The organism is Chromobacterium haemolyticum, assembly GCF_002081825.1.
Lineage (GTDB): Bacteria > Pseudomonadota > Gammaproteobacteria > Burkholderiales > Chromobacteriaceae > Chromobacterium > Chromobacterium fluminis.
On the sequence record NZ_MUKU01000039.1, the window covers coordinates 41,706 to 49,027 of the forward strand.

Annotated in this window: 6 protein-coding genes and 1 rRNA gene; 5 read left to right on the forward strand and 2 right to left on the reverse strand. The window is 58.6% G+C overall.

Going from position 1 to position 7,322, the window contains the following annotated elements:
* The first annotated feature begins 483 nt into the window (after positions 1-483).
* From B0T39_RS20885 to B0T39_RS20905, 5 genes are all read left to right on the forward strand, one after another.
* Positions 484-1,248, forward strand: coding sequence for an ABC transporter substrate-binding protein (locus B0T39_RS20885; protein WP_081550068.1), 765 nt, complete (start codon positions 484-486; stop codon positions 1,246-1,248).
* A 163-nt stretch (positions 1,249-1,411) separates the two neighbouring features.
* Entirely contained in the window at positions 1,412-2,101 is a 690-nt protein-coding gene (locus tag B0T39_RS20890; protein WP_081550070.1) for an ABC transporter permease, read from the forward strand.
* The gene (locus B0T39_RS20895) at positions 2,098-2,829 is read left to right on the forward strand and encodes an ABC transporter permease (protein ID WP_081550072.1); all 732 of its coding nucleotides are present in this window, start codon (positions 2,098-2,100) and stop codon (positions 2,827-2,829) included. Before B0T39_RS20890 ends, B0T39_RS20895 begins: the two co-directional genes overlap by 4 nt.
* Positions 2,830-2,856: 27 nt before the next feature.
* On the forward strand, positions 2,857-3,645 hold the full coding sequence (locus B0T39_RS20900) for an ABC transporter ATP-binding protein (RefSeq protein ID WP_081550074.1): 789 nt from the start codon (positions 2,857-2,859) through the stop codon (positions 3,643-3,645).
* A gap of 90 nt (positions 3,646-3,735) precedes the next feature.
* The gene (locus B0T39_RS20905) at positions 3,736-4,740 is read left to right on the forward strand and encodes a GlxA family transcriptional regulator (RefSeq protein WP_081550076.1); all 1,005 of its coding nucleotides are present in this window, start codon (positions 3,736-3,738) and stop codon (positions 4,738-4,740) included.
* Between the two features lie 5 nt (positions 4,741-4,745).
* Here the strand turns inward: B0T39_RS20905 and B0T39_RS20910 are convergent, their stop codons facing one another.
* Positions 4,746-7,100, reverse strand: a complete 2,355-nt coding sequence (locus tag B0T39_RS20910; RefSeq protein WP_141111333.1) for an ATP-binding protein — start codon at positions 7,098-7,100, stop codon at positions 4,746-4,748.
* A gap of 99 nt (positions 7,101-7,199) precedes the next feature.
* Positions 7,200-7,314, reverse strand: a 5S ribosomal RNA gene (gene rrf, locus B0T39_RS20915).
* Between the last annotated feature and the right edge of the window lie 8 nt (positions 7,315-7,322).

Below are 7,322 nucleotides of genomic sequence, written 5' to 3' on the forward strand. Positions count from 1 at the left end.
CGAGGCATTGTAGATACCCCCATCATGCCGGGATTTCCTTAATGCGACGTGGACGTACATTTTCATGGGAAAGCCCGCTCGTCCCCTCCTAATGCCGCAAGAATAAATCGTGGCGGACGCCACTTTTAGCCTTATAGCAATGCGACGGCGGCTTACAAGTTTCTCTCCCAGGCCCACATTGTACACAAGTCCAAAAACGAAATATAACTCATTGATTTTTTAGGAATTTCACATCAAGCAAGAATATCGGTTAAAATACGAACACTTGCTCACACCGATTGCCAGACAATGGCCCCATCTTGCGCACGGCGGATAACCGTTGCAAGCTGCGGCCAACTACTGGCAAAAGTAGAAATAACTACAATGGTTCCGGCTTGGGCGAGACACCGTGAGCAGCCTCGTTCCAAGCGCCGGGTTTACAAGCTTGGGTTTGCGTCCGACCAAACGACGCGAACACCCGATAGAGAAGTAGAAAACCACGCCATGAAAAAAGTCCTGATCGCCTCCGCAGCGGCAGCCCTGCTGTCCGGTTTTTCCGTCCAAGCAGAGACACTGCGTTTTGGGGTTGACCTCAACTACCCGCCGTTCTCCAAACAAGGCGCCGATGGCAAGCCGCAAGGTTTCGACATCGATATGGCCAATGCCCTTTGCGCCGCCATGAAAGTCAGCTGTCAAATCGTTCCGCAAGACTGGGACGGCCTGATTCCCGCCCTCAACGCCAACAAATTCGACGCCATCCTGTCCTCGATGCAGATCACCGAGGAGCGCAAGAAAGCCGTCGACTTCAGCCGCAAGTACTACAACATCGCCAGCCGCATCGTGGCCAAATCCGGCACCGCCGTTGACCAGAACAGCTTCAAGGGCAAGAAGATCGGCGTGCTGCGCGCGTCCACCCAGGAGAAGTTCGCCAAGGACTACTGGGGTAAATCGGGCGCCACCGTCGTACCGTACGCCAAATCGCCCGAATCTTTCCTGGACCTGAAGTCCGGCCGCGTTGACGCCGTCTTCGTCGACGGCGCCGTTGGCGACCAAGAGTTCCTGAAGACCGCCAACGGCAAGGGCTACGCCTTTGTCGGCCCGAACTACGCCGACGTCAAATACTTCGGCCTGGGCGCGGGCATCGCCGTCAAAAAAGGCAACAAAGCGCTGGCCGATCGCCTGAACAAGGCGATAGACCAAGTACGCAAGGACGGCAGCTACAAGAAAGTCCAAGACAAGTACTTCAGCTTCGACGTCTACGGCGGCTAATCCCCTCAACTATCGCACCGTCCCGGTCGAGCGCCCCATGGCGCCGGGCGGCTTACTGCCGCCCGCTCCACGCGCAAGCCGGGACTTTTTTGTTCGGCCGCCTCCGATAGGCCGAGCAAGGACCGGCCTTGCGCGCAAGGCTGATGAATGAGGCAGTAACACCATGTTTTTGCAAGGTTACCTTCCCAGCATATTGCAAGGAGCAGTGCTCACATTGCAGCTGGCCGGCTCAGCACTGCTCGTATCCATCGTGCTGGGCCTGATTGGCGCGTTGTTCAAGTCCGCCCATTCCAAACCACTGGTCTGGCTGGCGGAACTCTATTCCACCGTGGTCCGGGGCGTGCCCGATCTTGTCTGGATGTTCCTGCTGTTCTTCGGCGTCCAGATGATGATCAATGACCTCTGCGACCGCATGGGCTGGGCAAGTCCTAATATCGACCCCTTCGTCGCCGGCGTGCTGACTCTGGGCTTCATCTTCGGCGCCTATATGACGGAAACCTTTCGCGGCGCGATGATGGCGGTGCCCAAAGGACAAATGGAGGCCGGCATGGCCTACGGCATGACCCCGCTGCGCGTCTTCTTCCGCATCACCGTGCCGCAGATGGTCCGCTTCGCCCTGCCCAGCTTCTCCAATAACTGGCTGGTGCTGGTCAAATCCACCGCCCTGGTTTCGGTCATCGGCCTGAACGACGTGATGTACCGCGCCGACGCCGCCAAATCCACTACCCAGGAACCCTTCACCGTCTATCTGATCGTGGGCCTTTTGTTCCTGGCGATCACCGGCGTTTCCAATCTATTGCTGGGCAGACTGGAAAAACGCTATTCGCTGGGCGTCAAGGAGAGCGGACTGTGATCGATTTCCAACTGATTCTGGATAAACTGCCCGCCTTTTTCGGCGGCGGCGACGGCAACGCCGTCATGAGCACCCGCGACGGCCTGCTGATGACGCTGGAACTACTATTCATTTCCTTGGCCTTGGGCATGGCGATGGCGGTGCCAATGGCGCTGATGCAGGTCTCCAAAAACCGGCTGGCCTCCGGCGCGGTCCGCGTCTACGGCTACGTCTTCCGCGGCACGCCGCTCTTGGTGCAGCTGTTCATCATCTACTACGGTCTGGCCCAATTCGGCTGGGTTCGCGACAGCTGGGCCTGGAACTACCTGCAGGAAGCCTATTTCTGCGCCATCCTCGCCTTCACCCTGAACACGGCGGCCTACACCACGGAAATCATCGCCGGCCAGATCCGAAACACCCACTGGGGCGAGATCGAAGCAGCTCAAGCCATGGGCATGAGCAAATGGCTGATGATGCGCCGCATCGTGCTGCCCTCGGCGCTGCGCCGCGCGCTGCCCGCCTACAGCAACGAAGTCATCATGATGCTGCAAAGCACCGCGATCGCCGGCTTGGTCACGCTGGCGGACATCACCGGCGTAGCCCGCCGCATCTACGCGGATAGTTACATGGCCTTCGAGCCCTTCCTCACCGCAGGCGCCATTTACCTTGCGCTCACCTTCCTGCTGGTCTGGTTGATGAAACAGGCGGAAAAACGCTGGCTGGCCTATCTGGCGCCACGCAAGCACTAATGCGGATAGCGACACAGGAACATCATCATGCACACACCCACCGATAAGAATCTGAAGCTGCAAGTCAGCGACCTGCATAAGAGCTACGGCTCTCACGAGGTGCTAAAAGGCGTATCGCTAACCGCTCACGCCGGCGATGTCATCAGCATCATCGGCTCCTCCGGCTCAGGCAAAAGTACCTTTCTGCGTTGCATCAATATGCTGGAACAGCCGAACAGCGGCCGCATCCTCGCCGCCGGCGAAGAACTAAAGCTGGTCTCCGACCGAAAAACCGGCGCTCTCAAGGCCGCCGATGCCCAGCAATTGGCGCGCATTCGCACCAAGTTGGCCATGGTGTTCCAGCACTTCAATCTATGGGCGCACATGACTGTGCTGGAAAACATCGTCGAAGCGCCCATGCATGTGCTGGGGCTCAGCCGTGACGAAGCCTGCGCCCGCGCCCGCAAATATTTGGACAAGGTGGGCTTGCGCGGCGTCGAAGACAAGTATCCGGCCCATATGTCCGGCGGTCAGCAGCAGCGCGTCGCCATCGCCCGCGCGCTGGCGATGGAGCCGGAAGTGATGCTGTTCGACGAACCCACCTCGGCGCTGGACCCGGAATTAGTCGGCGAAGTGCTGCGGGTAATGAAGGACCTGGCCGGCGAAGGCCGCACCATGGTGGTCGTCACCCACGAAATGGGCTTCGCCCGCGAAGTATCCAACCACGTCATTTTCCTGCACCAAGGCAAGATAGAGGAGCAAGGCCACCCCAAGGAAGTGCTGGTCCGCCCGCAGAGCGAACGATTGGTACAATTCCTCTCCGGCAGCTTGAAATAAATCGTACAATAGGGAGATGTCGCACACCATGCCGGCCTCATGCCCGGCATGGTGTGTTTTTGTAATCTCCATCCTTCGCCGCGAAAACCAATGGGTCAGCATCCGTCCCACCCCGCCAAGCCACTGCGCTACGGCTTCCTGCTCTTGCCCCATGCCTCGATGGCTGATTACGCCATCGCCTCCGAGGTTCTACTGCACGCGAATTGGCTGGCGGAGAAAAAGCTCTACGAAACCCTGCTGCTCTCCCTGGATGGACAAGCCGTGCCGCTCTCCAACGGCACGCGGCTAGCGGTGGACCTGCCGCTGGACGGCGCCCCCAAGCTGGACTGCCTGCTGATCCTGGCGGACGACATCAATCCCGACTTCAGCCTGGACGTTTTAAGCAAAGGGCTTAACGCCTGCGGTCCGGAAAAAATCCAATTGGGCGGCATTGGCTGCGGCAGCTACTGGCTGGCCCGCACTGGCCACTTCAACGGCCTGCGCGCCACCACGCACTGGCGGGAGATCAGCCGTTTCACGGAAGAGTTTCCGGATGTCATCACCTCGTCCAATCTGTTTGAGATCGATGGCAAACGCCTCAGTTGCGCGGGCGGAGCGGCCACCTTCGATTTCATGCTGACCCTGGTTGGCAATCAGCACGGCCACGAGTTTATCGCTCAGCTGTCGGAACTGTTCAGCATGGAACGCATTCGCCCCGGCAATGAGCGCCAACGCATTCCACTGGCCACTCGCATCGGCGGCAGCCAACCAAAGCTGACCGAGGCAGTCAGCCTGATGGAGGCAAATATAGAAGAGCCGCTAAGCACCGACGACATTGCTTACTATGTTGGCGTCTCCCGCCGCCAACTGGAGCGCCTGTTCAAGCAATACCTGAGCACGGTGCCATCCAAATACTATCTGGAACTACGTTTGAGTCGAGCGCGCCAACTGCTGCAGCAAACCAGTAAATCCATCGTACAGATCGGCCTTGCCTGCGGCTTCTCCAGCGGCCCTCATTTCTCCAGCACCTACCGCAATCATTTCGGCATCACCCCACGCGAGGAGCGCTCGCACCGCACACACACACAGACCGCTGCCCCGGCCCCCAAGAACTAGAACGCTCAGACGCCCGCCCCGCAGCCGTCCGGCGATGGCACCGAGGCACGCTCCGGCTCCCCCTGCCGCGACAGCGGCAACTCGATCCGGAAGCAAGCGCCGCTGGCAGGAATATTCTCCGCCGAGATCAAGCCCCCATACTGCTCCACAATCGTCTGGCAGATCGACAGACCAAGCCCCATGCCGTTTGGTTTGGTCGAAAAGAACGGATGGAACAGCACCTCCAACGAATTTGGCGTGATGCCACGCCCGGTATCGCGTACCTCAAGAATCGCCTTCTTGCCTTCCCGCCGGGTATGCACGATCACATGGCGCTTCATCATCGGCTCGTCCCGCAGCGCGTCCATCGCGTTCGATAGCAGGTTCAGCACCACCTGCTCCAACTGAATGCTGTCTGCCAACACGGCGACCGGATAACCCGACAACAACTGTACGACCTCAATGCCTCGCTCCTTCAGATCGTACTCGGCCAGGAACATGCAATTACCTACCACCTGATTCAAGTCGATCAGCCGCGTCTCAATCGCTCGCTTGCTGACCAGGGCGCGCAGGCGCTTGATGATCTCCCCGGCTCGTTCCGCTTGCGCGACTGCTAGCCGCAACGCGGCGTTCACCTGGGCGGGCGCCTCCTCCACCCCCTCCAGCAACTGGATGCTAGCCTGGCAATAGTTCGCGATCGCCGTTAACGGCTGGTTCAACTCGTGCGCGATGCCAGACGCCATTTCACCCATCGTATGCAGCCGAGCCACATGGGATAGTTTCTCCAGATGCTCTTTGACCTTGCTCTCACTGGCCTCCAACGCCGCCACCGTTCGCTGCCGCAAGGGTCCCAGATCACGCAAGGCGCACACAACACCGATCAAGCCGCCCTCCCGAGAGAACAGCGGCGACACTCCCCCTTCAACCGAACGAATCTGCCCTCTCGCCGACGTCAGCTGCATCCGCTCCGCCAACACCACCGGCTGGGCCGTCCGGAAACACTCCCGAATAGGATCCTCCGCCAACTCCGCCGCCAATTCGGCCTGCAAATGGAACACCTCGTGACAAACCCGGCCAACCACCTCGTCCGCCGCCATCCCCATCAGTTCCAAAGCCATCGGATTCGCCAGTTCGATCGCATGGTCCTGGCGCAGAATGATCACCCCATCGTGAATCGCGCTCAGCGTAACGGATGCCCGTTCGCTTTGCAGGAAGATCGCCTCGTCCGATTGCTGACGCTCATGCCGTAAAGCCATGCGTTGCAAGTGAACCAAACCGGCGAACACGAAAAATGCCAACAACAACGACTGCTGCCACAACCACGGCAACAGAGCCAAATCCGTTACCCTGACATCCCTCGCCACGCCCAGCACAAAAGGCTGCGCCACGCTTGAAAGCGGAAGTCGAGCCTCCAGCCGACGCAACACCGGCCACCAATCACGCTCGGATGAAGTATGCGGACGCTGAAACAACGGCGCCCCAGGCGCAACGACGCCCTCCTGGTACAAGGTCAAATCCAGCCCCGGCAACAGACTCTCCAAAGCCTGCGCCTGCAACAGGCGATCGCAAAATACAACCAAGCCCACCACGCCCACCAATTTGCCCGGCGTCTTCTCCCTATCCTCGAATAAGGGCTGGAATAAGAAATAAGCCCGCCCTCCCCCCTCGTGCAATTCGAAAGCCCCGCTGGCCACCCGCTGCCCTGTCTCCAAGGCCCTGCTCAATGCCGGTCGGAAATAGGCATCGCCCAAAATATCGTAGCCAAACATCGGGCCGGCCTCGGGCCGATCGGGCTCCAGCATGGAAATCACTAATGACTGCGAACGCACGACGGCCGGTCGCCACGCACGGCTTCCCGCCACATCAAAATCGCGAATGTAAAAAGTTTCACCGAATTTGCCGCTCATCTGACGCAAAAAGAGCGACCGCTCCGCCAAAGGCACGCTTTGAAAAAAAATAAAGGAATGAAGCTGCGGATAGTGAGGCAATAATTCGCGCGCAAAAGTAGACAACTCGGACGCCTCAAATGGCCGGCTAGCCGCCATCAACGCGTCGACAGAGGACAGCACAGACTCATTCTGATCCAGCTTGCGCGCCACCATTGCGTGCGCTCGCTGCGCCACTGACTCAAACTCGTCCCTCAAACGCTGCAGCTCGCCCATCCCCCACAGCACCGTCACCAACAACGCGCAGAGGGCCCAGGCCAATACAAATAAATGCACGCCGTCCCGCCTGAAATTTCTCAAAATTCCCGCCTCGATTCCCGATCTTGATGCTGGAATTCTATTCATTACCAATAGGTTTTGCTGAGTAATTAGACGAATTTTCAGTAAAAATAAGTGAAAATACAGAAAGAAAAAGAACAATGGCTTAATAATCAAGGAGAAAGCCAAAGAGATGAAGAACAGGAATCGTACCGGCCGAACGGCGGCGCAAATGCATAAAGCCCAGCTCGTGTGAGCTGGGCTTCGCAATGGGGCGTCTGGCGGTGTCCTACTTTCACATGGCGAATGCCACACTATCATCGGCGCTAAGGCGTTTCACGGTCCTGTTCGGGATGGGAAGGCGTGGGACCACCTCGCTATGGCCACCAGACATAAACT

Coding starts and splice junctions, on each gene's coding strand:
- B0T39_RS20885 (WP_081550068.1), top strand. CDS start 484: ATGAAAAAAGTCCTGATCGCCTCCGCAGCGGCAGCCCTGCTGTCCGGT.
- B0T39_RS20890 (WP_081550070.1), top strand. CDS start 1,412: ATGTTTTTGCAAGGTTACCTTCCCAGCATATTGCAAGGAGCAGTGCTC.
- B0T39_RS20905 (WP_081550076.1), top strand. CDS start 3,736: ATGGGTCAGCATCCGTCCCACCCCGCCAAGCCACTGCGCTACGGCTTC.
- B0T39_RS20900 (WP_081550074.1), top strand. CDS start 2,857: ATGCACACACCCACCGATAAGAATCTGAAGCTGCAAGTCAGCGACCTG.